30 protein-coding genes and 1 pseudogene are annotated in these 24,170 nt (G+C 36.2%); 19 read left to right on the top strand and 12 right to left on the bottom strand.

The features are described from left to right. Positions 1-237: 237 nt before the first annotated feature. The 5 genes from PY093_RS16190 (at position 238) to PY093_RS16170 (ending at position 4,054) form a co-directional block, all read left to right on the top strand. The gene (locus tag PY093_RS16190; RefSeq protein WP_275646887.1) at positions 238-867 is read left to right on the top strand and encodes a hypothetical protein; all 630 of its coding nucleotides are present in this window, start codon (positions 238-240) and stop codon (positions 865-867) included. 336 nt (positions 868-1,203) lie between these two features. Further along, positions 1,204-1,602: a hypothetical protein gene (locus PY093_RS16185; RefSeq protein WP_275646886.1), complete on the top strand. Its 399-nt coding sequence runs from the start codon at positions 1,204-1,206 to the stop codon at positions 1,600-1,602. A gap of 186 nt (positions 1,603-1,788) precedes the next feature. After that, the gene (locus tag PY093_RS16180) at positions 1,789-2,352 is read left to right on the top strand and encodes a VUT family protein (RefSeq protein WP_275646885.1); all 564 of its coding nucleotides are present in this window, start codon (positions 1,789-1,791) and stop codon (positions 2,350-2,352) included. A gap of 350 nt (positions 2,353-2,702) precedes the next feature. Then, complete coding sequence (gene map / locus PY093_RS16175; protein ID WP_275646884.1) at positions 2,703-3,446, top strand: type I methionyl aminopeptidase; 744 nt, start codon at positions 2,703-2,705, stop codon at positions 3,444-3,446. Between the two features lie 203 nt (positions 3,447-3,649). Next, positions 3,650-4,054, top strand: coding sequence for a hypothetical protein (locus PY093_RS16170; RefSeq protein ID WP_275646883.1), 405 nt, complete (start codon positions 3,650-3,652; stop codon positions 4,052-4,054). Positions 4,055-4,317: 263 nt separating this feature from the next. Here the strand turns inward: PY093_RS16170 and PY093_RS16165 are convergent, their stop codons facing one another. Further along, positions 4,318-4,404 (bottom strand): YjcZ family sporulation protein, encoded by an 87-nt coding sequence (locus PY093_RS16165; RefSeq protein WP_275646915.1) that lies wholly within the window; start codon positions 4,402-4,404, stop codon positions 4,318-4,320. 324 nt (positions 4,405-4,728) lie between these two features. Here PY093_RS16165 and PY093_RS16160 point away from each other — a divergent pair, with 324 nt between their 5' ends. Next, positions 4,729-5,214 (top strand): hypothetical protein, encoded by a 486-nt coding sequence (locus PY093_RS16160; protein ID WP_275646882.1) that lies wholly within the window; start codon positions 4,729-4,731, stop codon positions 5,212-5,214. A 188-nt stretch (positions 5,215-5,402) separates the two neighbouring features. Next, positions 5,403-6,083 carry a protein kinase family protein gene (locus tag PY093_RS16155; protein ID WP_275646881.1) on the top strand — a complete coding sequence of 227 codons (681 nt, stop codon included), beginning with the start codon at positions 5,403-5,405 and terminating at the stop codon, positions 6,081-6,083. Between the two features lie 139 nt (positions 6,084-6,222). Here PY093_RS16155 and PY093_RS16150 read toward each other — a convergent pair whose 3' ends face one another. Continuing rightward, the gene (locus PY093_RS16150) at positions 6,223-7,128 is read right to left on the bottom strand and encodes a VanW family protein (RefSeq protein ID WP_275646880.1); all 906 of its coding nucleotides are present in this window, start codon (positions 7,126-7,128) and stop codon (positions 6,223-6,225) included. Between the two features lie 137 nt (positions 7,129-7,265). On the opposite strand from PY093_RS16150, the gene PY093_RS16145 reads away from it, so the two are divergent. Both PY093_RS16145 and lepB read left to right on the top strand, forming a co-directional pair. Then, a complete protein-coding gene (locus tag PY093_RS16145) occupies positions 7,266-8,108 on the top strand; it encodes a hypothetical protein (protein ID WP_275646879.1) in 843 nt (280 codons plus the stop codon). A 235-nt stretch (positions 8,109-8,343) separates the two neighbouring features. Beyond that, positions 8,344-8,961: a signal peptidase I gene (gene lepB / locus PY093_RS16140; RefSeq protein ID WP_275646878.1), complete on the top strand. Its 618-nt coding sequence runs from the start codon at positions 8,344-8,346 to the stop codon at positions 8,959-8,961. Between the two features lie 120 nt (positions 8,962-9,081). Here the strand turns inward: lepB and PY093_RS16135 are convergent, their stop codons facing one another. Then, positions 9,082-9,375 (bottom strand): hypothetical protein, encoded by a 294-nt coding sequence (locus tag PY093_RS16135; protein ID WP_275646877.1) that lies wholly within the window; start codon positions 9,373-9,375, stop codon positions 9,082-9,084. Positions 9,376-9,799: 424 nt separating this feature from the next. On the opposite strand from PY093_RS16135, the gene PY093_RS16130 reads away from it, so the two are divergent. The 3 genes from PY093_RS16130 (at position 9,800) to PY093_RS21465 (ending at position 11,673) form a co-directional block, all read left to right on the top strand. Further along, positions 9,800-10,669, top strand: coding sequence for a PhzF family phenazine biosynthesis protein (locus PY093_RS16130; RefSeq protein WP_275646876.1), 870 nt, complete (start codon positions 9,800-9,802; stop codon positions 10,667-10,669). Between the two features lie 15 nt (positions 10,670-10,684). Next, on the top strand, positions 10,685-11,311 hold the full coding sequence (locus PY093_RS16125) for an NUDIX hydrolase (protein ID WP_275646875.1): 627 nt from the start codon (positions 10,685-10,687) through the stop codon (positions 11,309-11,311). A 155-nt stretch (positions 11,312-11,466) separates the two neighbouring features. After that, positions 11,467-11,673, top strand: coding sequence for a YrvL family regulatory protein (locus PY093_RS21465; protein WP_481769312.1), 207 nt, complete (start codon positions 11,467-11,469; stop codon positions 11,671-11,673). 13 nt (positions 11,674-11,686) lie between these two features. On the opposite strand, the gene PY093_RS16120 is transcribed toward PY093_RS21465, so the two are convergent. Beyond that, on the bottom strand, positions 11,687-11,830 hold the full coding sequence (locus tag PY093_RS16120; RefSeq protein WP_275646874.1) for a hypothetical protein: 144 nt from the start codon (positions 11,828-11,830) through the stop codon (positions 11,687-11,689). A gap of 263 nt (positions 11,831-12,093) precedes the next feature. Between PY093_RS16120 and PY093_RS16115 the strand changes: the two genes are divergently transcribed. Next, positions 12,094-13,335: an HD domain-containing protein gene (locus PY093_RS16115; RefSeq protein WP_275646873.1), complete on the top strand. Its 1,242-nt coding sequence runs from the start codon at positions 12,094-12,096 to the stop codon at positions 13,333-13,335. Between the two features lie 48 nt (positions 13,336-13,383). Here the strand turns inward: PY093_RS16115 and PY093_RS16110 are convergent, their stop codons facing one another. Continuing rightward, entirely contained in the window at positions 13,384-13,761 is a 378-nt protein-coding gene (locus PY093_RS16110) for a hypothetical protein (RefSeq protein WP_275646872.1), read from the bottom strand. 367 nt (positions 13,762-14,128) lie between these two features. Between PY093_RS16110 and PY093_RS16105 the strand changes: the two genes are divergently transcribed. Together PY093_RS16105 and PY093_RS16100 are read left to right on the top strand one after the other, a co-directional pair. Beyond that, positions 14,129-14,335 carry a zinc ribbon domain-containing protein gene (locus tag PY093_RS16105; RefSeq protein WP_275646871.1) on the top strand — a complete coding sequence of 69 codons (207 nt, stop codon included), beginning with the start codon at positions 14,129-14,131 and terminating at the stop codon, positions 14,333-14,335. A gap of 737 nt (positions 14,336-15,072) precedes the next feature. Beyond that, positions 15,073-16,506, top strand: a pseudogene (locus tag PY093_RS16100) (IS4 family transposase). A 197-nt stretch (positions 16,507-16,703) separates the two neighbouring features. Here the strand turns inward: PY093_RS16100 and PY093_RS16095 are convergent. The 7 genes from PY093_RS16095 to PY093_RS16065 form a co-directional block, all read right to left on the bottom strand. Continuing rightward, positions 16,704-16,868 carry a YjcZ family sporulation protein gene (locus PY093_RS16095; RefSeq protein ID WP_481769311.1) on the bottom strand — a complete coding sequence of 55 codons (165 nt, stop codon included), beginning with the start codon at positions 16,866-16,868 and terminating at the stop codon, positions 16,704-16,706. A gap of 39 nt (positions 16,869-16,907) precedes the next feature. Further along, positions 16,908-16,988, bottom strand: coding sequence for a YjcZ family sporulation protein (locus PY093_RS16090; protein WP_275646913.1), 81 nt, complete (start codon positions 16,986-16,988; stop codon positions 16,908-16,910). A gap of 433 nt (positions 16,989-17,421) precedes the next feature. After that, the gene (locus tag PY093_RS16085; RefSeq protein WP_275646912.1) at positions 17,422-17,550 is read right to left on the bottom strand and encodes a YjcZ family sporulation protein; all 129 of its coding nucleotides are present in this window, start codon (positions 17,548-17,550) and stop codon (positions 17,422-17,424) included. 62 nt (positions 17,551-17,612) lie between these two features. After that, complete coding sequence (locus PY093_RS16080) at positions 17,613-17,699, bottom strand: YjcZ family sporulation protein (RefSeq protein ID WP_275646911.1); 87 nt, start codon at positions 17,697-17,699, stop codon at positions 17,613-17,615. Positions 17,700-17,977: 278 nt separating this feature from the next. Then, entirely contained in the window at positions 17,978-19,162 is a 1,185-nt protein-coding gene (locus PY093_RS16075) for a chromate transporter (RefSeq protein ID WP_275646869.1), read from the bottom strand. 243 nt (positions 19,163-19,405) lie between these two features. After that, entirely contained in the window at positions 19,406-19,633 is a 228-nt protein-coding gene (locus tag PY093_RS16070) for a hypothetical protein (protein ID WP_275646868.1), read from the bottom strand. A 305-nt stretch (positions 19,634-19,938) separates the two neighbouring features. Beyond that, a complete protein-coding gene (locus tag PY093_RS16065; protein ID WP_275646867.1) occupies positions 19,939-20,517 on the bottom strand; it encodes a thioredoxin family protein in 579 nt (192 codons plus the stop codon). A gap of 175 nt (positions 20,518-20,692) precedes the next feature. Between PY093_RS16065 and coaA the strand changes: the two genes are divergently transcribed. The 4 genes from coaA to PY093_RS16045 all read left to right on the top strand — a co-directional run. Beyond that, complete coding sequence (gene coaA / locus PY093_RS16060) at positions 20,693-21,679, top strand: type I pantothenate kinase (protein ID WP_275646866.1); 987 nt, start codon at positions 20,693-20,695, stop codon at positions 21,677-21,679. A gap of 178 nt (positions 21,680-21,857) precedes the next feature. Continuing rightward, entirely contained in the window at positions 21,858-22,289 is a 432-nt protein-coding gene (locus tag PY093_RS16055; RefSeq protein ID WP_275646865.1) for a GNAT family N-acetyltransferase, read from the top strand. Positions 22,290-22,483: 194 nt separating this feature from the next. Next, on the top strand, positions 22,484-22,618 hold the full coding sequence (locus tag PY093_RS16050) for a hypothetical protein (RefSeq protein WP_275646864.1): 135 nt from the start codon (positions 22,484-22,486) through the stop codon (positions 22,616-22,618). A gap of 865 nt (positions 22,619-23,483) precedes the next feature. Next, positions 23,484-24,170: reverse transcriptase domain-containing protein (locus PY093_RS16045; protein WP_275643805.1), on the top strand; the 687-nt coding region annotated here is incomplete at its 3' end.

The following is a 24,170-nucleotide window of genomic DNA, read 5'->3' as shown; positions in this document are numbered from 1 at the left end:
TAACTTGACTATTTAATAGAATATCACAAAATGAAGGATTAATGATGTGTAATTTTTAAAAATCGTATTAGAAGTAAATCGATCATAATCTAAAATTTGTCTAGATCCAGGCGCTGCTTTTTCTCTTATTAGTACAAAAGCTCCATTTATTCGTAGCTGCCACAGATGTCCTCACGGAAACCATAATAGAAGCGTATAATGCAACAAAACAATCTTTCAAAAGGGTGATTTCCTAATATGAAATGGAGAAATTACGGATTATGGGTATCCATGGCATCTGTTATTTATATGGTATTACGTGATATGGGCATGCAAATTGACTTAACTCAGTGGGAAACATATGTAACAGCTATACTTGGTATACTTGCCACACTTGGAGTAATATCTAATCCAGAACAGGGTAGAGGATATTTTACGATTAGACGACAAGGTAATACTCAAAACGTACAAAATGGCTTTGGACTAAATCAAGGAATGCAGCAAACTAATCCTGTACAAGGAAACCAACAAATTGGTCAAAACCAACTTCCAGTACAAAATCAAAATTTCCAGGGAACTCAACAAACTAAGCAAACGATGCCTGTACTCCCGAACCAAGGAATGCAACAAATGGAGCCAGGGCAGCAGAACCAAGGAATGCAACAAATGGAGACAGGGCAGCAGAATCAAGGAATGCAACAAATGGAGACAGGGCAGCAGAATCAACGAATGCAACAAATGGAGCCAGCGCAGCAGAATCAAGGAACACAACAAATGGAACAGGTAGTATCTGAACCTGTAGAAAATACACAGCAATATTCTGAACCGGAAGGAATCGACCAAGTACAAAGAGACTTTATAGGTGCAGAGCAAAATGAAAGGTATTAACCATTAAAACTGTTCTCTCGGATGCCCGGGACATGTTTTATTATGTTTCACGGGCATCCATTGCCAGTGGACCTTTTCATTTTAGGAGATTAATGCTAGTGATTCTAAAACTATGATACCTAATTACCCTGTGATGACCCCTAACAGCGTACTGTAATGAGAGATCGATAGACTTCTTGATTTCCCCGCATTTTTGCATTTCAACATCATAGATGCAAACAAAATCGAGGTGCATCGCTTTGTTTTTTATAGTAACAATCTTTTACATAGAGAAAATTCTCATTTCTTGTTAAAATAGATTATAAGTTAACATATTCGTTCTAGTGGAGGAAGCGCATGTCTGTAACAGATAACTTAGTAAGTGATTATAAAGATGTATTAATTAATATAAAACAGTTTAATAAAGATTTACGGGATGATTTAGACATTGTCCACCACTTATCTCAATTTAAACATTGGTACTATATCCCGGATTTACATTTGTTTGGACCAGGAAAATATATAGGTTATAAAAATATGAATTCAAATTCTTATGACCTGGACGGTCGCAAATCAGAAGTAGAAACGGGAAAAGTATTAAGAGAATGGTTTCATCAAATAGAGCCTGAGACGACTGAAGATTTTATAATACGAGAAGAATTGGAAAACATACTAGAAGATTTTGATAAAAGACTCCGTAATAATGCAGTCATCCACATTCCAAAGGGTGTACGCTTCTTTTTGATGAATCCATAGGGCTTAAGCAAGTTTGTACTAATAGATAAAATATTTTGAAAACGTCCTATTGGTGTTTTTTATGATACAATTAATAAAATTAAAAATCCGCTTTTGCGGTAGAGGTTATTAGCTACCCTCTCAAAAAAACTAAGAGGAAACAGTACTCCTTTTGGTGTACTGTTTTCTTTATTTGGAGGAAAGAAAATGAGAATATTTTTGTATTTAGTTTCAATAATTGCAGCGAACGTTAGTACGGCTGCATTTGCTCCGTTGCATATTGGTGCATTTATCGTTCCAATGGGTACCTTGTTAATTGGTGCTACTTTTATCTTCCGCGACCTTGTTCAAAATAAATATGGTCGTAAAAAGACGTATATGTTTATTGGAGCGGCCTTAATTTTATCAGGACTAGTTTCTTACTTTTTAGGAGATACACTAATAATCGTATTGGCATCGGCCCTTTCCTTTGCGATTGCGGAAACAACTGATACTGAAATTTATACACGCTTAAAACTGCCAATGGGCTGGAGAGTATTTTACAGTGGTTTAGTAGGTGGATTTTTAGATTCAGTCGTTTTCGTAGTGATCGGATTAAGTCCACTTGGTGCGAACTTCTTACCATGGGAAGCGATTCCCTTTGCTATACTCGGCCAGGTTATTGTAAAAACCATCATTCAAGCAATAGGTGCATTGATTCTAAACCAAGTACAGCATAAATTTGATAAAGTGAAACTTCAATCAGTAGGGATTTTCTTCAAGCACCACTGATTGTTAATTGAACTTATAACGCTAGTAGAGTGCAGGTTCTGTGCACAACGACTTACTTGCACGTCCTGTGCGTCGTCGGACCTTTAGGGGCAGTATCCCACACATAATCTTCCTCGAATTTTCTCGAAATTATGTGGAGGGGTCTTACTGCCTAAACAGGAACAATTCAAACTAATAAAAAATCCTCTATATTTTGTATAGAGGATTTTTTGTGATATTGGAACCCTTTCAATAGTCGTTTCGTAAGACTAATGTAGGAAGTGATTTCTTACATTTTCGGAACATGTTAATGTAAAAAGGGAGTTGGATAGGTTATAGTAATAGATAGATAAAAAGAGAGGAAAGAGAATATGATTGTAAAAAATGAACAAGAATTACAAGCACTGAAAGAAATTGGGAAGATTGTTGCAACGATTCGCGATGAAATGATTGAAAGAACAAAGCCTGGAGTTACAACGAAAGAATTAGATGAGCATGCAAAAGTTCTATTTGAGAAATTCGATGCTATTTCTGGACCAAAAGGAGAATATGACTTTCCTGGTTATACATGTATTAGTGTAAATGAAGAAATCGCTCATGGCATTCCTGGATCTCGTGTGATAAAAGATGGAGATTTGGTCAACATTGATGTCTCTGGATCGAAAAATGGTTATTTCGCAGATACAGGTCTTTCTTTTGTAGTTGGAAATGGGAATAGTGAGCTTCATAAAATATGTGAAGTAGCAAAAAAGGCGTTTGATGTTGGTGTGAAAAAGTGTAAAGCTGGTTCAAAATTAAATGGAATTGGAAAAGCAGTTCATAACGTGGCTAAACTAAATGGGTTTACTGTTATTAAAGATTTAACAGGTCATGGTGTTGGCCGTGCATTACATGAGCCTCCTAACCATATCCTAAATTATTTTGACCCTTGGGACAATGAATTGTTACAAGATGGGACAGTTCTTGCTTTTGAACCATTTATTTCAACAAACTCTGAGCACATTGTTCAATTAGAAGATGGCTGGACATATGTTCCAAAAGAAAAAAGCTTTGTTGCCCAGATTGAACATACCATTATCGTTACAAAAAAAGAACCGATTATCATTACACTTTAAGACACTTATGAGAATTCCTAAATACCATACCCGGAAGTACCTCATTTAACAGGAAAACTTAATCGAGTAAATGACGGAGAATGCCATTACAAGGATCGAATATCTACACCCTTATTTTACTCAATGTAAAAACGAATTAGTTTTCTGGAGGAATGAAATCTTAAAACTAAAAAGGTAAGCTAAAAGGAGAGGTTAAATAGCAAATGGAGCTATCTAGAAAAAGTACGATAGTTGTAATTCTATCTTTCTTCATGCTTCTTTTACTAGCCGCAGTTATACACCATCAATTAAGCCTCATACAGATGGAAACATATAGGTCCTATCCTTCTATCTTATTTGTTGGCCTCTTATATTTTCCAGCCGGAGTGGTATTAGGTTTATTTCAATTTTTAAGTCAAAAAAATAAACAAGGAAAATGGGCCGTACAGTATTTATATTTACTAGGCTTAGGCATCCCTTGCCTTTATTTAATGAATTATACGACTTTGCACTTCTATTTATTTCCGTTACCTGAATTTTTAGCGATTCCACTACTAAGTGCCAATAACTCTCCATTATTTGGACTATTGCTGGGGCTTATTGTAAGTTCAAGTGTTTACAAACGTTAGACGAAAAAGAGGTGCTACCTAAACTAGGTGGTACCACTTATTTTTAACAATAAAAATTACCTAGTTTTGGAGCATTGAATATTGATATGGAATAAAGGCTGTGGATCCAACTAATCTTAAAATCCAAAAAAAACAAAAATTCCTTTTTAACATATTCATCATCCTTCTTTATTTGTCAGTGAAAATAAGCAAGAAGGATGAAAAAGGTTCACAAAAAAAGAATTCTATCTGAAGGGATAGAATTCTTTTTTAGTTTCATTATATTATAACCAAGCTGCGCCAACGATAATTAACAAGATGAAAAGCACTACGATAAGTGCAAATCCACCACCATAACCTACAGTACTCATTTAAATAACACCTCCATTTGTGTTATATACTTTATCCTATGGAAGTTGTGGTGTATTGGTAAGGGTATATGCCTAATTTTAAAAAGATTGTTTTAAAAAATTTGTGCAGTATTTGGTGCCTAACTCGAAGTCGCAATCGGTACAATGGCATAAGCCAGTTCTAAAAAGGAACAAAGTGATTTACCTTTTTTAGAATATATCTCAAATGCCGTGACAATAATGAGTGATAGAAGAAATGTTGATATGGGAACAACCTATTAAAGAATAAAATAATACAATACAATTGAGATTTCCCTTAACCTACTTTTAGGAAGTTGGGGTATAATGGAAGATAAAAAAGTGAGTGCGTTTACGCATGTATCAATCTTTAGTTCAATCTATGTTTTAATAATAGTCATCATGTTTTTGTTTGTTGATACCTTTGATTTCTATCCTAATGGATATAAAACTCAGCTTAATGATAACGTTTTGACAATTAATGAAACAAATTTGTTCGGATTTACAAAAGAGCAATACACTTTTTCTATTACGGATGAAAACGTAAAAACACTATGGAAGATGCAGTACAAGATTTCTGAAATTCGCACTGTGTGGATGAACAACATTATCTTATTTTCTCTACTTTTTACCTTTCCAATTGCCGGGCTTGTAGGGAGTTGGAACCACTACTTAGAACGGTTCAAACACCTCATTCGTCCTAGGTTTATTCGGGTATACATCCTTGTGTTTCTTTTTATACTTGCTATAAATATCGTGGTATACCCCGAACACCTGTATGAGATGGAGCAACTAATCCGATTGGTTTCATAAAGGATACGATGACTAATAAAGTGGAAAAACGCATCTTTGGTTCTTTTTCGAAATACAAATGTGTTTCTATGCTACAATAAAAAAAGTACAAACAGTAGAAATTAGCTTCTTGGGAGTCTCTTTAAAAACATATTGTAGTTATAGGAAGAATACAATGAAATAATACACACCAAAGGATTGTGATCCGGATGGAGAACAAGTGGATGGTTGCTGATGATGCGTTACGTAAAGTTAAAATTAAATCAACAAAGGACAATGATCTGATTAGTGTCACTCGGCATTCTGAACAATTGAGATGTTTAGGTATCGGAACAGACGCTGCTGTCTTTCAACATATAGCAGAACCAAGCTTTGCCTTTAAAGTATTTGCAGATGATAAATTGAGTAAAATGAAAGTTGAGCAAGAGGTATATGAAAAGCTAGGGAATGCAGAGTTTTTTCCTATCTTTTATGGAACAGGAAGTAATTATCTCGTTTTAAGCTTTGAACCTGGGGTTACCTTATATGATTGTCTTTTAACTGGCATTCACATTCCACCCCAAGTTTTGGTAGATATAGAAGCGGCTAGAACATATGCGTTTTCAAAAGGTTTGAATCCAAGGGATATTCATTTGAAAAATATTTTGCTACATGAAGGTCGAGCTAAGTTACTTGATATATCGGAATATCTCAAACCTGGAGATGACAGACGCTGGGAATATTTAAAAAAGGGTTATGTTGAATATTACCATCTTATTGACAGAAAGGTTATCCCATTATGGATCATTGAGACTGTGAGAAAATGGTTTAACCAAGCAAACAGTAGCTCGTTTGACTTTCAAGAGTTCACAAATAAACTAATTAAACTCTTTAAATCAATCATTACCTAACCAGAATTACTATTGTCGGTTAAAAGGTGATTAACCGTCTAAATCATCGTTTTTTTATCGTCCACTTTGCAAACAACCACTGTAACACTGCGATTCCGACAATAGCAACAGCTGTATTGATATGACCTATATTACGGCATTATCTGCTCCCACTACGGATCCAAGCGATAGGATTATTAGAAAATCGAAAACTGGTATTGTTAACAACGTCCGATGAATAAATTGAAATAACAACACTTCCACCATATGTGTTTGCTCGAATTAAAATTGGTTGGTTATAAATGTTTTTAAATTGAAAATCGGGCCCATACCAGCTGACGGTTGCATCCCGTCCAGGAGGAACGTATGGTACCTTTTTACTATGGGAGTACCGCTTTACGATAGCAGCACCAGCGTGATCGATAGCATTAAATAATGTTGAGGAAACTTGACAAATTCCGCCCCCAATGCCTTCAGATAATTCACCTTTAATAATGATTGGGGCAGGTAAATAGCCTTTTTCTGCAGTTCTTTTACCAACGACCTTATTAAATGAGAAAGTTTCGCCTGGGAACACTACATGGTTGTTAATTGCTGCTGTAGCAAGTGATATATTATGAGAACGTTGCTTGTTTGACGAGTTGAAGTAGGTGACATACTGGCCAATCTTCTTTGTGCGAATTGAAACAAGTAATTCACTATCGACCCTTGGATAAATGTATTCCAAAGGTGCTTCAATTGTGGAAGAACCATTATTAAATAAGTAGTTATAAAATAAATTGTTGAATTTTAAACGATTTAATTTGTAGCCTACCTGCTCTTGAACTATCTCTTCCTTAACATTAATTGTTGCATTTATAGGTTTTTCATAAAGTTGATGGTCAAGATCATCAATAAACTGATTGTATGTATGATCATTCAAAACTGGAACACCAAGTAGAGGTATTGTAAACTCGGCCCTATTTACTGAAGATATAATCTCACCTTCATGTGTTATTTTCAGATTTTCCTCAGCATTAATTGGTTGAACAAAAACTAATAAGGTAGCAAACCATAATATTCTCATAAATTTTTAACACCTCCAAACTTAGTATTAGAAGGAAGATCAATTTTCATGTTAGTGGTTAACAGTTTCCACTATTTTCAAATCATGAATTGTCCTTTTTATCGAAAAATAAGTAAAAAACAAAGAGGTAATAGCTAATGTTACGAAAAATAGTAATTGTGCTGCTGAGTTGCTTAGTTTTATTTTCGAATAGTGACTTAACCCAAGCAATTGAAGTTGTAAAACAAGATAATCCAATAAGCTTTACGCTTGAGATCCTGCCTTGGGAGATTGTTGATAAACTGATTCCAAGAAAAACGATATTTACGATTATAGATATTGAAACAGGTATGCAGTTTCAGGTACAACGAAGAGCGGGTCAAAGTCACGCGGATGTACAGCCATTAACAAGAAAAGATACTATGATTATGAAGAAAATATATGATGACAAGTGGAGCTGGAAAAGAAGGGCCATCATTGTACTTTCAGAAGATAATATGATTGCGGCCTCGATGCATGGAATGCCACATGGTGCAGGGGCGTTGCGTAATAGCTTTCCAGGTCACTTTTGTGTTCATTTTTTAGATAGTACAACCCATAAATCGAAAAATGCAAACCGAGCACACAAGCTTATGATAGTAAAAGCGGCTGGCCAACTTGAAAAATACGTTCATCAGGCTAATCCTTATGAATTGATTCATATTTTTACTGAGGGAATTAATCAGAATGACCCAAGGATACTTGGACTTACGGTTTCAGTGGAAAGCTTTAAAAAACTTCAACAAAGAATCGAAGACATTGAACAAGTAAATGCTACTCTCACTGAAGAACTATCCAATCAGGAGCTAGAATCTTTACTATTTCTCGAGGTATCTGTTAAATTGAAAATGTATAGAAAGGGAAAAGGGAAAGAGGTCAAGACAATTCATTTTTTATTAGAGCGGGAAAGCTTAAATGAACATTGGGTTATAAATGGGGAAAGTCTGTATGATCAACTATAATTTTGAAACGATAACAAAGTTAGGTCTCCGGAGCGGGCGCTCTGCCCCGGTTTCTTATCATAATTTCTCCTTTACTTGTTTGGTTACCTCTTTTAAAGTAGTGATGAGGGTTATTTTACATTTTAACCTTATTAAAACCGTATAAATGTAAAAAAGCTCACGATTTGTTTAATTCTTCAAAAATTATAATCAAGGTATGATTTGTAACTGATTTAATGTAAAGGGTGATTTTTAAATGACTGGTAAGCTACTAAATGAAGTATTTGTTTGGACAAAAACGATTATTTTGGCTATGCTTGTTTCCATTATTATAAACGTGTTTTTATTTCAGCCATTTAAAGTTAGTGGTAGTTCAATGGAACCAACCCTACAGGGTGAAGATCAATTTGACGAAGCAAAAGTAGGAGACCGCTTGTTGATTTTTAAAAGCTCTTATACTTTAGGTAATGAACCTGAGCGTGGTGATATGGTGATAATTGACAGTCGAATTGATAGAGAACGAACTATTAAGGATGATTTTACAGAAAGCCCCATTGTTGGAATTATCACGCAGCAGAAGAACTATGAAAGAAATCTTTGGATTAAAAGAGTAATAGGAATTGAAGGAGACTTATTAGAGTTTCAAGGCCAGCAGTTATACCGTAACGGTGTTTTAGTTGTGGAGGATTATATAAAGGAAGAGATGAATCCCCAATTTGATTCCATTGTAGTCCCAAAAAATCATGTCTTTGTCATGGGAGATAATCGAAACTATAGTAGTGATAGTAGAGAAATAGGACCAGTACCTGTAGAAAATATTGTAGGGCAGGTTATGTTCAGATATTTTCCATTTCAAAAACTTACAACCTATTGAATTACGATTATAGAAATAAAAAAAGCGATTGAAAGGTTGATTAATTAATAGGTCAACCTTTTGATCCTGTGTAACATTTATTACCATATTCTGCTCTTTTAGTCATAACAAACCAATCATCTATTTTAATAACTCAATACCTTTATAAGTAATCCTAATTTCTTCCCACCAAATTGCAATACAGCTATTTTTAAAAAGAGGATGAATAGTATCACACTGCTGGCATGGTGTTCTTTCAAATTGAACCAACCCTAATTTTTCTAACTCATAAATATAAGACATGGTCTCTTGTACCTTGGGAGTTTGCAATGTTTCTATAAGTCCATAATTATCAATAGATGGTTTCCATTTCGGATTAATATGCTTTTTATATAGGTCATTTAGAATTGATATACAAATAGAATTTAGCAACATTTATTTTCACCTCGCAAAAAAACAATTCGTATTATAACATTCGAAATGTAGTTATAATAAAAGAGAGTTGTCCAATTATTTTTATTAGAATTTTCTAAATTTAGTAGTAAAATGGGCATAGGTGCTAGGAAAAATCATAAGAATACCTATTAGAGGTTTAAAGCTATATGTTCTTATCGAATAAGAGGAAAGAGAAGCGTGCTTTAGAAAAAGCAAAGTGGAAAATTCAACTTTGGGGATCTGTCATCTGATATCTTGTTTTTTATACCAGACCTAATTTTTCTTCCATTTCGTATCCTTTGGTTACTAATCCGATTATTAGGAAGAACAATTGGTAACTTATTTGACGGTTTCTAGGAGATTACAAAGGAGACAAGCGAAATTCTACATTACATCGCAGTTTTCACTAAAGAATGGAGTCCGTATGAGGAAAATAAAGTGTTTTGAAATCTCTGCGTTTTCAAAAAATAATAAGGGTGGCAACTTAGCAGGTGTAGTTTTATTTGAAGAAACTTTAACAGCCGATCAGATGCAACATATAGCAAGCATATTGGGGTTTTCTGAAACTGCGTTCGTGCTACCTTCTTCAGAAGACGAATTTAGAGTCCGCTTTTTCACACCAAAAGGAGAAGTTGATTTATGTGGACATGCAACAATTGCTGCCTTTTATTGTCTCCAGCAAAAAGGTTTTGTTGTAAGGGGTATGTATAAACTAGAAACAAAAGCAGGCAAACTTGAGGTAAGAGTAGAAGAAAGTACGATTTTTTTACAGCAAAAATTACCGACCTTTTGTCAAGAAGTTGTAAAGGAGGATGTAGCAAATGCTCTCTCCATTCCATTAGCTTCTTTAGGTGATTTACCAACTGAGGTGGTGTCAACAGGTCTACCGGACATCATTGTTCCGATTAAGAATTTAACGACACTTCTGCGATTAGAACCAGATTTCGAGCAGGTTAAAGCTATTAGTAAAAAATACGATACGATTGGTATCCATGCGTTTTGTCAAGAAACATTGAATCCACAATCTACTGCTCATTGTAGAAACTTTGCACCCTTATATGGTATCCCGGAGGAAAGTGCAACCGGTACCGCAAATGCTGCCCTTCTAAGTTATCTTCACAAACATAAAAAATTAAAAAAATCAGACACCAGTTTTGTTATTGAGCAAGGCTATTGTATGAATAAGCCTTCAGAAATAACTGTCACATTACAGGAATTAAATGGGCATATACATACAGTATACGTTGGCGGTTCTGCTTTTAGTGTCGGAGAAAAAGCGGTAATGATTAATTAGAAATGAGGTGGAAAAATGGACCTGGAAAAAATAATGTCTCAATTACAAAACAGGGATAGAAATATTTTAGGAAGTGAAAACTTCTCCAAGTTCTCGGTCCTTTTACCCTTGCTCCAAAAAGACGATGATCTTCATATCCTATTTGAAGTAAGAGCCCATCATTTAAGAAGACAGCCCGGGGAGATTTGCTTTCCAGGTGGGAAAATCGATAAGAATGATAAAAATGAGCAATTTACAGCAATACGAGAGACAACAGAGGAATTAGGGATATCAAACGACTTGATTACAAATGTTTTTCCACTTGACTATATGGTATCACCGTTTGGTTCTGTCATTTATCCGTATGTTGGAGTAATCTCTGAGCCTGATAAAATAAAGCCAAACCAATCAGAGGTAGCAGAAATTTTTACAGTCCCGATTACCTACTTTCAAAAAGCCAAACCAGATCGATATAAAATAAACTTTAAAATCAATCCAGAACCTAACTTCCCCTATGAATTAATTGAAGGGGGACAAAACTATGACTGGCAAACTCGCCATTTAGATGAGTATTTTTATTTTTATGAAGACTATGTAATTTGGGGGTTGACTGCAAGGATTTTATCTCATTTTTTAGAAGTAGTTGGCAGGTGTGAGCAGTGAGTGTTCTATAAACCGTTTTGAAGGTGGAAAAATAATCCGATGTATGTCTATAGAGGGCAATGAAATGTCTCATAAATTAAGATTTAAGGACAAAGCGATAGTGATTATTGCACTGAGTTTATTATCTGTCTTTGTTATAGGTACTTACTTTCGGCATAATGGGACTATTTACTATATTTAGGATGAAATATGAATCCACTACATCAATTGTCATTTTTGTTCTACTTTATTTTGTAATCGGTGTTTTTACAGGTATTATTGCAAAATTGAAACTGTCCCTTAAGGTCGGTAGGCAAAGACAGGTGCGAACGAACTTCTACCGTTATAAGTTCAACTCAGTGGGGAGGGAAAAGCCCCACTGATTGATGTTTCACTTTATTTTTCTTTATTAGTATTTTGTTTTTCCGCTTTTACATCTGTATAAGCAGCAAATTCAACAAGCTCTTCACTAATTCTGTTACCTTTTTTTACGTTGTTATTACGCTGTGCGTTTGGATTTCCTCGTTTGACTCTACCCATCATAATCATCTCCATTTTATAGTATCATTGGTAGTATAGGTTGATTAAAATGAATTATGTACCCATATTTTGAAATATAGCGATATGTATTAAAGGCTATGGTTGACAAATAAACGATAACCCTTCTACGATAGGGACAAGGATAAAAATATGGAACGAAATGAAATAAAAGGTTATTGAGCTTCCATATTCAAATATGCACTCGGAGAATGAAATAAACTAAAACCAGAAAACAGAAAGTTTACCAAAGTAGGAGTGAAAATATGTCGGCCTTGGAATATTTTTATGGGATAGTCCCCACACACGATTCAGAAAATGATCAGCGAAGAGAAAATATATTAACAGAATATCCAGTACCTCATTTTTCGGTAAGTTCTGAAGGGTTTTCAATTGAAAATCAATCACATGGTACGAATGTAGATAGAGTTACATTCTTACTTAATGAATTTTCAGTAGAGCGAACACAAGGAGCAAGTCCTAAACCATATTTTAAAATGAAGCTTTCCAATAACCTGGGAACGTATAGTGCGAAAATGTGGGACAATAATGGGGCAATTGAGCGTTACACTCCATTACTCGAGGAATATAGTGTTTTTGAAGTCACAGGTAGGGTTGAAGAATACAAGGGCTTCAAATCAATTACAATAAATGATTTAAATCCATCCAATAATGACATCGATCCATTTAGTTTAATTGCATGTACCCAACAATCGTTAGAGGATTTTACAGTTGAACTATATCATTATTTAAATGAATTAGAAGAACCATTTCGGAGAATTGCCTTAGCTGCAATGAAGCGCTTTTGGAGAGAATTTAGTATTCGCCCTGCCGCAATGGGTCATCATCATGCTTATTTAGGTGGTTTGCTAAAACATACAGTTGGATTGATGAGGATTGCACGATATATTCTCAAACATGAAATTGACCATTATAAAGCTGTCATTAAGCTAATCAATCAGGTTGAAAAAGTGTACAAACAAGAGTTGTGGAAGGACCTGCATTCAGAAGCTCCTGGTAATAATTCGCGTAACCTAGTGTGGAAGGATTCAATCGACCATTTATACACAATGTTTTATGGCATGGCTAAACATCGCGATGAACAAGTGAATTATTCCATGTTAATGTGTGCGATTTTTTATCACGATGTTGGTAAACTATTAGAATATCATCATGCCGGAAAAGGAACGGACGAATTTTCACTTCTCTATCCAACTGCTGATACATCTATACTTCAAGGTCGCAAGCCTAGCGGGATTAAAATGGATGATCTAGGTGTTTTAATTGGCCATATTCCTTATGGTGTTATGCTTGTTGCAAAAATAATTGAAACGAAAAACTGTAAAATGGCACTAGAAGACATCCATCGTCTACAGCATGCGATTCTTTGTCATCATGGAAAACTAGAATGGGGTGCAAATATTGCTCCTAAGACAGTTGAAGGCTATCTTATTCATATTGTTGATTATTTAGATTCGAGATATGAACGAACAGAAGTAATCAAATAGTATGTAAAAGGCAGCAGACAGTACGCCTGTTGCCTCATTTTTAACTTGTTATCTTCCAAATCCGCCATGGCCATAACCATAGCCGTGGCCAGGTCTAGGTCTTCCGTGCCCGCCAAATCCGCCATGGCCAAATCCACCATATCCACCATATCCACCATGGCCACCATGGCCAAATCCACCATAGCCAATTCCGTAACCAGGAGTACCGAATCCACCATAGCCATGACCGAAGCCACCATATCCACCATATCCACCATATCCACCATATCCAGGGGCTGCTAATCCACTACCTAAAGCACCTAAACCAACGCCTAGAAGTCCTGCGCCTACTGGGCCAATTCCAAAGCGCTCATCAATAATTTGTCCGCCGTCTCGCATTTGACCTCCGTAGGGATTGATTTGTCCTCCATAAAAATGTTGATTCATTATTTCATTCTCCTTTCGAGATTTAATAACTTATTTGAAATGTACACTGTAGCCTATGGGTTATAAGTCAATTGTGCATGGGGCAAAAGCCTTTTTTCTTAAAAATGATGAAAACGCACAATCAATTTTTAAAAAGATAAGAAAATATAAAAGTTTGTACCTAGTTTTAGTGTCTAGCTCCGGGCGCCATCGGCTCTATGGTATAAGCCAAGCCGTCTCTGGAAGGTCAAAGAACAACCTTCCAGCCGGCTTGTCTTATGCTTGTCGCCGAAAGGCGGGCGCCCTGCGCTTTTCTTGTTGTGAAACATTTTTGCTTTAAAATCGTACTAATAGTAGAGGGGAAATAAGAGAGATGGAGGGTTAAGTAATGAGTAATAATGGTTGTATTAAATGTGGGGGAACTGATGTTGGACAGAAAGAGGTAGCGATGACAGGTACAGGATTATCCAAAATGTTTGATATCCAAAATAATCAATTTGTCGTTATTTATTGTAAAAAATGTGGGTATTCCGAGTTTTATAATAAGAATGCTTCTACAGCATCGAACATATTAGACCTCTTCTTTGGAGGATAAAACCATCAGCAGGTGTTGCACTTTCGAGTAGATGGAGCAAAATTATTCGCTTGATTTTTTAACTGAAAACAACCCCCACCAAAAAATGTAACGGGTTTACTTGTGAGGTGCAAAACGGTAAATCGGAGACCGAATCAAATAGCAGATCACATAAACTTCACAGTATAATTCACAGTAAAAATGGCTTAGAGATGCAAATATCTCTAAGCTATTTTTAAAATTTCCTTTTTTTCACGAAACCACCCGTAAGTTGTACAAGTCCATTAGATGCTAATGCGAGTTTGATAAATAAGCGGAGAAATTTCGCTTAATTAGGAAATAGCACCGAAAATAGCTTAAATAGACGGAAAAATTCCGACTATTGACTCAAAAAGCGTAAAAATGGGTAACTTTGCTTTGCTTAATCGGAAAATCTCCGCTTATTTTAAATATCACTGGTTACTCAATTATAATCCACGTACTAAATCACAAAAACTTCACACACCTTCCAATAATTATTTCATACCCTGTGATTTCCTATGTGAATTAGGGAAACGGTATGCAATTAAAATTCCCCAAAATATTGATAAATCAATAAAAAACGCACTGTGAATTATATTCTTAAGTTTCGTACCTTGATAATTCAATAAAAAAAGCCTCTTTGAAAGAGACAAAGAGGCCAGAAAAACCCGCATGAGCACTGGCTTTTTGGTATAATTAAGTTACGATACCAAACCAACCAAAAAGGACGTGTTTTCATGCAGAAAAATGTAAAAGAAATCGAAAATGTATTTCAGTCACATGGTTTTTCTATTGATTCTATTATACAAAATGTGATGAAGAAATTCAAATTCCGATCCCTTTGTCACCAGGTAGGATTTAAAAAGTAACAAGGGTATTCTGTCACTGATATTATGACGTTATTGTTGCTGCTTCCACTCATGCTAATTACCAGTGCTAACGCTCTGTCCAAAAGCAGTTATCAAAATGTGTCAGGGATGAAAAAAGATACCCTTTATCGACTGAAAAATAATGAGTGTATGCCTTGGCGCAATCTGCTTTTAACTATCGCAAAACAATTTCAAAAATTAGTGAATCCGGACAAGGAAGTTGCCGAAAAGGCAGCCTTTATTTTGGATGACACGATTGATATTCGTACGGGTCGAAAGATCGAAAAGATTTCCTATGTTCATGATCACGTTGTAGGTCGAAAGAAAAGTACACTAGGGTTTAAGAACTTAACGTTGGGGTTGTTTGATGGGACAAGTTTTTCCCCTAGCCTACATGCAGAAAAACCACTTAAACAAAAGCAGCGGAAAGAACAATACACTAAAAAAAGAGACCCCCGATCCAATGGAGCCAAACGTAAGAAGGAGTGCGATATGGACAAAATTACCAGTGCGCTCGCAATGCTTAAAAGAGCAGGGAAGCACGGATTCCGGGCGAACTATGTTTTAGTGGATAGCTGGTTCTCGAGTAAAGGCTTTATCTCCACCGTTAGAGGGATCAAGAATGGCGCATTGCACGTTATTTGTGCAATGAAAAAGGACTTCAGAAAGTATACGTACAACGGACAAGAACTGAACGGCAAAGAACTACTAAAAACCCTACAAGCGGCAGGGAAAGAAAAGCGTTGTCGTAAAAGGAATACACGCTACTTTGAAGTGACTGTCGAGTATGCAGGCATCGGCGAAACGGTGAAGTTATATTTTTGTCGATTTCCCTACCAAAAGAAGTGGAAACTATTTCTTTCTACAGACGAATCATTGACCTTCCTTAAAATGTTGGAGGTCTATTCCGTGCGCTGGTCGATTGAGGTTTTTTTCAAAGAAACGAAGCAATTGCTCCGATTAGGAAAATGTCAGCCTCAGAACTTTGATGCACAAATTGCCCACGTCACAACAACCTATATTTTGTATACCTTTTTAGTCTATTTTCGTAGGATGAATGACTATGAAACGTTGGGTGGATTGTTTGAAGAAATTAAAGATCAGCTGGTGGAAAAGAATATCGCTGAACGATTATGGGACTTGTTTGAAGAGCTTTTGGACGTTGTCATTACTGCACTGACTGAATCGGGAACTGTTGATATTCAAGCCTTTAAGACTTCTCCCGAATATGTACATATTAAGGAACTATTTGATGTCTCGTTTTTGGGGAATCAGTTATTTGGAGACGATAAAGCTGCTTAACGATCGAAATTGGAATCGGGGCAAAACCTTATAGTAGTCTGGGAATTTGTCTAGAAGTATAGCTTGTAAACCCCGTTTTTAGGGGTGCGAAACTTAAGTATATTGTGGATTCAAGCGCGTTTTGCTTTGTGTTTTATAATGTTTGCACCTCTGAAGTAAACCCGCTACAAAAAATGGTGGGGGTTGTTAATTATACGTTATGCCCAACTAGCACCAACGATGATCAGAAGAATAAATAAAACGACGATTAACGTAAATCCACCAACACCACCACCTGTAGCTGGTACTACTGGTGCTCCATATCCGTAGCCTACCGGAGTAGCTCCTGTTTCTATTCCACACGGTTTATTATACATATGCATAATAAAAAAACCCCCTTTAGTTTTATGAATTTAATTTATCTAAAATGATGCTCCAACAATTATTAGTAAAATGAATAACACTACAATTAGCGCAAAGCCACCTTGTAATCCATGACTCATTTATGCCACCTCCAATGTGTTACTTACTATAGACTATGGAAGAGGGCGGTTGTCCGGATAGGCACTTACCTATTTTTTGAAAAACTGGTTAAAGAGCCGTTCCGGCATTGAAACGTTAAGGTTTACACTAAGGATTCTAAAGAACAAAAGCGCAAGGCGCGCCCGCTTATCGGCGCATCGATTAAAACTCGCCACGTCCTGTGGCGAACATCGACATCAGCACATCCTATGCAAGTCAAGCATAAGACGGTTTATTCAAGAAGGTGGTTTTTCCTTCTTAAAGGAAATGGCTAATGACCTCAGGTCCGATTGCGCCTGGAGCTAGATGTAGATAGACAGAGACACGAAGTTATACACAACCTTACAATTTTATAAATTCCTAAACAACAAAAAAATCCCATCAACTCTCTCTTGATGGGATCTCTTGATTAAATTAAGCCCAAGCAGCTCCAACAATGATAAGAAGGATAAACAACACAACGATTAAAGCAAATCCTCCAACACCAGCACCTGCTGCAGGTGCTGCATAACCATAGCCCCCACAGTCATATCCATGATACATATGCATTGACAAAACACTCCTTTTACATTTTTAATCTAATATAACTAAAAATCACTTATTTTTTACACATATGCTGTTCCGATTATAATTAACAAAATGAACAACACAACGATTAAAGCAAATCCACTACCATAACCTACTCCACTCATTTCGTAACACCTCCATCTGTGTTATACAATTACAGTCTATGGGTAATGTGGCCAGATGGACTGGGCTGGCACCTATTTTTTGAAAAATAAGTCATCAGCCGTTCCTCATTATGGATAAACGCATACTTACTATTACATTAGGCAAAACATTTAGGAGAAATAAGGGAATGGTTTGAAACAAATCGGAAAGTGTATGATAATGAAACACTATTAAAAATAAAAACGTTACATTATAAATAAAGAGGGTACCCACCAGGTACCCTAAAAACAATCTCGAGTTATAGTAATGATATTAATGAACCTCCAATTGCGCCAGCTACAACAACAATCCATGGAGGTAATTTCCAATATACGAGCATGCTAAATAATAGTGCCGCTAAAGCAAAATCAATGGGTGCTATGATGGATCCAGTAAAAATAGGATGATAAAATGCAGAAATTAAAATTCCAACAACCGCCGCATTCACGCCCATTAATGCTCCTTTTATGTTAGGATTGCGACGCATTGAATCCCAAAAAGGTAGCGTTCCAAAGACAAGTAAGAAAGCAGGTAGGAAAATAGCAATAGTTGCTAGTATTCCACCTTGCCAACCATTTATAACTGCTCCTAGATATGCGGCAAATGTAAATAAAGGACCTGGTACTGCTTGTGTAGCACCGTAACCAGCTAAAAATGCTTCTTCGCTAACCCATCCAGTTGGTACGAATTCTTTTTCAAGTAAAGGTAAAACGACATGTCCACCACCAAACACTAAAGAACCTGAGCGATAAAAGCTATCAAACATTGCGATCCAGTTTAAAGAAGTTACCTCTCTTAAAAATGGTAAAAGAATCAGTAAACCAAAAAATAAGGATAAGCATATGACTGCAAAGCCACGAGAAATTGGGAACTGTATTTTAGCTTCATCACTTTCAGGATGTTGTTTATATAGAAAATATCCAAGGATCGCGGAAATTAATATCACTCCAACCTGAATAAATGCTGTTTGCCACAAAAGTGTACCAACTAAAGCAAACAATGCCAGTGCTTTTCTCTTTAAATCTGGAGTAAGTTTTTGTGCCATACCTACAATTGCATGGGCAACGACGGCTACCGCTACTATTTTTAATCCGTGTATCCATCCAGCATTTCCTACTTCAAATCCTTGAAGAATGAGGGCAAACAAGATAAGTGCTATGACAGAAGGAAGTGTAAATCCAATAAAGGATACAATTCCGCCCAGGACTCCTGCTCTCATAACTCCTATTCCAATACCTACTTGACTACTTGCTGGACCTGGCAAGAACTGACATAAAGCAACCAAGTCGGCATAGCTTTTTTCATCCATCCATTTTCTTCTTCGGATGTATTCATCATGGAAGTAACCTAGGTGAGCTATTGGTCCCCCAAACGATGTCAAACCAAGTCTAGTAGACACAAGAAGAATTTCAATAAGAGACTTAAAACTACAATTTTTTTTCATTTTGCCACCTTCTTTATAATTCATAAGCTTTATTTCTAGCCTTGGAACCTGTTTTAGTGGTTGTATAATACTCTCTGATCTTTCCTTCATCGAATGTAGACAGGGATAGGGAGTACCGGAGCAGTTGTTTTAACCATATTCTCTGAGTTCTAAAAGCATCCAGACACTTAAATGTATTACAAATATTACAATAACACAAGAAAATACAGACACAAGAATGTCTGTGTACAAAAAATAACCTTCTTAAATAATAAGCCTTGCAATTTCTTCATTTCTTTTTTGCTGTTCATCTTTAGAAACCAAATCGTACTTCTTTAATAAATGAAACAACTCATTAAGTACAGTTTGGTCTACTTTATCTACCAAAAATAACTGTATTGCTTCGTACAATGAATCTGGTAAAAAGTCCTTTTGACTCAATAGTTTCTTGAGTACATCATTTTCTGAATGATCAAGATTACAAGTAGACATAGTATAAACCTCCAAAAAATTATCTCATCCTACTACTTTACCAGTTAAGACTTCAATATTTCAATAAGAAGGGGTGATTTTTTAAAAGATAAGAAAGTTATAGTGTAGTGTCCAGCTCCGGGCGCCCTGCGCTTTTGTTCTTAAAGACGAAATAGATGGGTGAGTTGTTGCTAAGGGGAAGAGAGGTTAATTGAGAAGAAGAAAAATTTGGGGCCGTCCACATACCGTTCTGGTTAGTCCCGCAACGAGGCGATTTTGATAGAGGTGGACGGCCTTGATTATATATTATGCTAAGGCAGACAATTTTATACGTAAGTCATAAAATTTCTAGCTTTTAATAATTGAATGAAATCTTGTTTTACTTCCTTCCAAAGGGATTCATCAGCTGTAAATTTCTCGGTAAGAATAGAAATAAATTGTTTAAATGCTTGTTCATGCTCAGGGGATTCTTTTGGTGGAAGCTCTTGTTTCAACTTGTCCACTAAAGATTGAACGAAAGGTGCCCTAGGTCCCCATTTAGCAATTTCTTCACCGTCCTTATTAAGTAGAATGATGATTGGAATAGAGCGTGCAGTTCCATTCGTTAAATACTGATCCATGAGCTCTAAATTTTGATCGCGAATTAAATAGCGAGTTTCAATTAACGCTTCGTTGGCTATTCTCATGAATATTGGTAAATTAACCATTGCATCACCACACCAATCAGCAGTTAAAATAACAGCTCTTAATTGGTGCTGCTGAAAGTTTTGTAAATATTCTACTTCCTCATTACTAAAACTAACATTATTATATACTTTTAAAAGATTATCCTGATGGACATTCATACTAGAAATATATTTATGAACAGTTAAGCCTTTCTCAAACCAATTTGTTAAATTATTCATTACTTTTCCTCCTAAAGGTTGTCCTTTGATGAATACTATAATAAAAAGAAAAAAACTGCTAATATTTAGCTTTAAAAGGTTGTTTCACAAATGTCAGCATCAAAAATAAAAAAATCTTTCAAAAAATTAAAAGGGATAATGGTTGTTATCTCGAAATAAATAGAGAAACGACAAAATGCTTACAAGACAGAAAGGTGTAAATATGCCAACAGAAACAAGCTATATATTACCATATACAACATTTGAACGCGAAGAGTGGGCTAGTTTTGACACAACATCCAACACGAAACTTACAGAAAATGAAATTGAAGAACTACAAGGGATTAATCGTCAAATCTCAACAGCCGAGGTTGCCCAAATATATCGTCCATTAACACGTTTGTTGCATTTATATGCAATCGCTACAAAGGAACGCCGCCAAATTACAACATCATTCCTTAACAATCGTATACGTAAAGTTCCTTTTATTATTGGGATAGCAGGAAGTGTAGCAGTTGGAAAAAGCACAACTGCACGATTGCTTCAGCACTTATTATCTACCTACACAGAACACTCAAGCGTGGAGTTAGTCACAACCGATGGGTTTTTATATCCTAACAGGATTTTAGAAGAAAAAGGGATTTTGAATCGAAAAGGCTTTCCTGAAAGCTATGACACTGGACGTCTCATTCAATTTTTAGCGGACTTAAAAACAGGTAAAACTGAAGTTCTAGCACCTATCTATTCTCACCTTGAGTATGATGTGATAAAAAATGAGTACCAACACGTTACAGAACCAGACATTGTAATAGTCGAAGGAATTAATGTGTTGCAAGTTCAATCAAGTAAAACAAAACTAACTAAATCAAGCTCTCAACTATTTGTTTCAGACTTTTTTGACTTCTCGATATATGTTGATGCAGAGGAAAGCAATTTATTAGAGTGGTACATTGATCGCTTTAAAATCCTTCGCAATACTGCTTTTAGAAACCCAGAATCATACTTCCATCGCTATGCCCATTTAACCGATGAAGAAGCGGTCAAATTCGCAACCGATGTTTGGACAAACATAAACGGTAAAAACTTAAGACTGAATATCTTACCAACTCGTTCAAGAGCGAATCTCATCCTTGAAAAAGGCACAAACCACTCTGTCTCACGAATCAAGTTGAGAACAATATAATAACAAAAAAATTCGACACCTTCTACGAGGGTGTCGAAAAATTATGTCTTAAAAAATTCGACATCTTCTAGGTAGGTGTCGAAAAATAACTTTCTAACGCTTTTTAAACTCACACTAACATTGCTCTCAACTGTTGAATATAGTAACCATAGGCTATATCACAGGGGAGAGATGCTTTTTGTTAATAAGAGTTCCAACCAATAATGAAGTTTCAATAATACGTAGCTATGCAAAAATCGTACAGGAAGAAGCTACAGTAGGATATTTAAAACAAACTGATGATGTCCCTAATATGGATTCACATTTTGTTGGTCCTAGTTATTATTTTGTATTACTTGAAAAGAGGAATCTATGTGGATGGATATTAGTTGGTGAAACGGTTGATCCTTTTAAAAACCAACCAACTGGCATCATTTTGGAGCTATATATTCTATCTAAACATAGAAAAAAGGGTTATGGTGTTGAATTAATGAAATATGCCTTAGCGACATTACGAAATAAGGGCTATAACAAGGTGCAATTAAACGTATTTAGTGGTAATCCAGCTCATAAAATGTATAAAAAGCTCGGATTCAAGGATGTTTCAACAACGATGGAGAGAAAAATATAAAAGGGTGTCTCTACTCACGGTGCATGGAATTATAACTTTAACAGAGGTATGTGCATATTGAAGATGGATTAAATAATTAAAAAAACCATAAACCACCCCCATACTGTAAATTACAGTTTCGAAATGTTTAGTAGCAAGTAGAAACGCGTATTCTTCTATTACAAGAGCGCTTTACAGTAAATGAGGTGGTTTATATGGAATTAGTACATATTGACATTGATCAACTTCTAGAAACTACTTATACGGATTTTAAAGTAAACGAACTAAATCCTACTATCCGCAGAATAGATATTGATAAATTACTTGATAACACTAAAAATAGCGACTAATTTTTGCAGGCCAGGGGATAGCATCTGGTCCCGTTTTGTGTTTTTAAAAATTCGACATGTTCTAGGAGGGTGTCGAAAAAATCTAAATTCGACATGTTCTAGGAAGGTGTCGAAAAATCTAGGAGGGTGTCGGAAAATTAGGTTTACTAGTTTTTTTGATAAGAGGCTCTTGTACAGTTCATTGTTTATAAACATGAATACGTTATAGTACAACGCATTTCGCTTACCCCATGAGTTTAATGCGTGACCAACCTCCTTTGGCCTCGCTATCGTTTGATAGTGGGGTGTTTATTATAAATTCAAGAAAGCATAAAAGTTTGTACCTAGTTATTTTGCCTTGAATTACATGTACGTTCAATTGTAGTGATTTGTGTAGAGAACAGCCTTATAGAAAAAATAAGCCTCTATCATCAGATAGAGGCTTATTTCCTGGTGCGCCCTGCATGGGTGAATACTCGGTGGTGAAAGTCCACTACAGGCTTGGCAGTAGGAACTGTTAGCGAAAGACAAGGTGGCTATCGTGAGGTAGTGGCTGAAGGAAGTCGGACGCAAACTCCTGAACTGACGAACAGAAACTAGATATAAGGCTGAATTAGGTCGGATAAGGTTGCAAGACAAACTGAAGTCCAATACTGCTCGAAACCTATACAGTAAATCTAGCAGTTACATGGGAGGAAAGTATTCACTCTTACCAGGGGAGGTCTTACGAGGGCACAGTGCAAGTTAAGTGATAACGAACCAGTGCAATCTTCATGGTGACATGAGGATGAATCGTAAGAAGTCAGCCGAGGTCATAGTAGCGTTCGCTGACAGGACGTGAAGGACTGAACAATAATAATTTTGAGGATACAAGGAGGTGTGGAAATTGCGACAACCGCAGAAAACAGGGAAACCTGGCTACCGTCAGAGAGATAATGTGGAACATGAAGAGTATAACGGAGTGCATAGTAATTTCCATGGTGAACTGAACAATCAAAATGGTGTAAATCTGTATGAGAGAATTCTTACAAGGAATAATCTCAATCAAGCCTACCTCCAAGTTGTCAGAAATAAGGGAGCCGCAGGCGTAGACGGTATGACTTACGACCAGTTACTCCCGCACTTGAAGGAGCACAGGGAAGAGTTACTAACGAAATTACATGACGGAACTTATAGCCCACAACCCGTGTTGCGGGTTGAAATTCCAAAACCTAACGGTGGTGTAAGAAAATTAGGGATTCCAACTGTTATCGACCGGATGATTCAGCAAGCAATCAATCAAGTCTTACAACCAATATTTGACCCTACGTTCTCCGATAATAGCTTTGGGTTTCGTCCGAAGCGTAGTGCACACCAGGCTATCATACAAGCGAAGTCGTACTACGAGCAAGGGTACAGATACGTTGTAGATATGGATATGAAAGCTTATTTTGACACAGTGAACCACGATAAACTCATGTACTACATCGAGGAAAAGGTAAAAGATAAGCGTGTTTTACATCTTATCCGCCAATACCTCAAAAGCGGTATTATGGTAAACGGTTTAGTTCAAGCATCCAAAGAAGGAACTCCA

This window comes from Cytobacillus sp. S13-E01, from assembly GCF_029193815.1.
GTDB lineage: Bacteria > Bacillota > Bacilli > Bacillales > Bacillaceae_L > Bacillus_BV.
This window is presented reverse-complemented; position numbering and strand designations above follow the sequence as displayed.